This is a genomic window from Alkalilimnicola sp. S0819, from assembly GCF_009295635.1.
Taxonomy (GTDB): Bacteria; Pseudomonadota; Gammaproteobacteria; order Nitrococcales; family WHIW01; genus S0819.
On the sequence record NZ_WHIW01000077.1, the window covers coordinates 1 to 300 of the forward strand.

Consider the following 300-nt stretch of genomic DNA (forward strand, 5'->3'; position numbering starts at 1 on the left):
CCATGGTCGGGCTTGGCGCCGCCGAGCAAATTGCCAGAATGCGTGAATCCAGCCCCCGCTCTCACAGCGATCTGGAAGAGCGACGCCTTATCGACGAGCACAGCAGTGGTGCGCCCGTGGGCGAGGCTTTCCGCACGTTGCGCACCTCCCTGCTGCAAATCACCCAGGGGCGGAACTTCTCCTTGTTGGTGAGTTCGGTCTGCGTGGATGGTGGCGCGAGCTTCGTGGCCCGCAATCTGGCGGCGTCCTTCGCCATGGATCCCGGCAAGACGGCGCTGCTGCTCTATTGCAATCTGCTTG

Annotated in this window: 1 protein-coding gene; it reads left to right on the top strand. The window is 63.3% G+C overall.

The window, feature by feature from the left end; genetic code table 11:
- Nucleotides 1-38: 38 nt before the first annotated feature.
- Nucleotides 39-300: hypothetical protein (locus GBG68_RS14045; RefSeq protein ID WP_226801821.1), on the top strand; the 262-nt coding region annotated here is incomplete at its 3' end.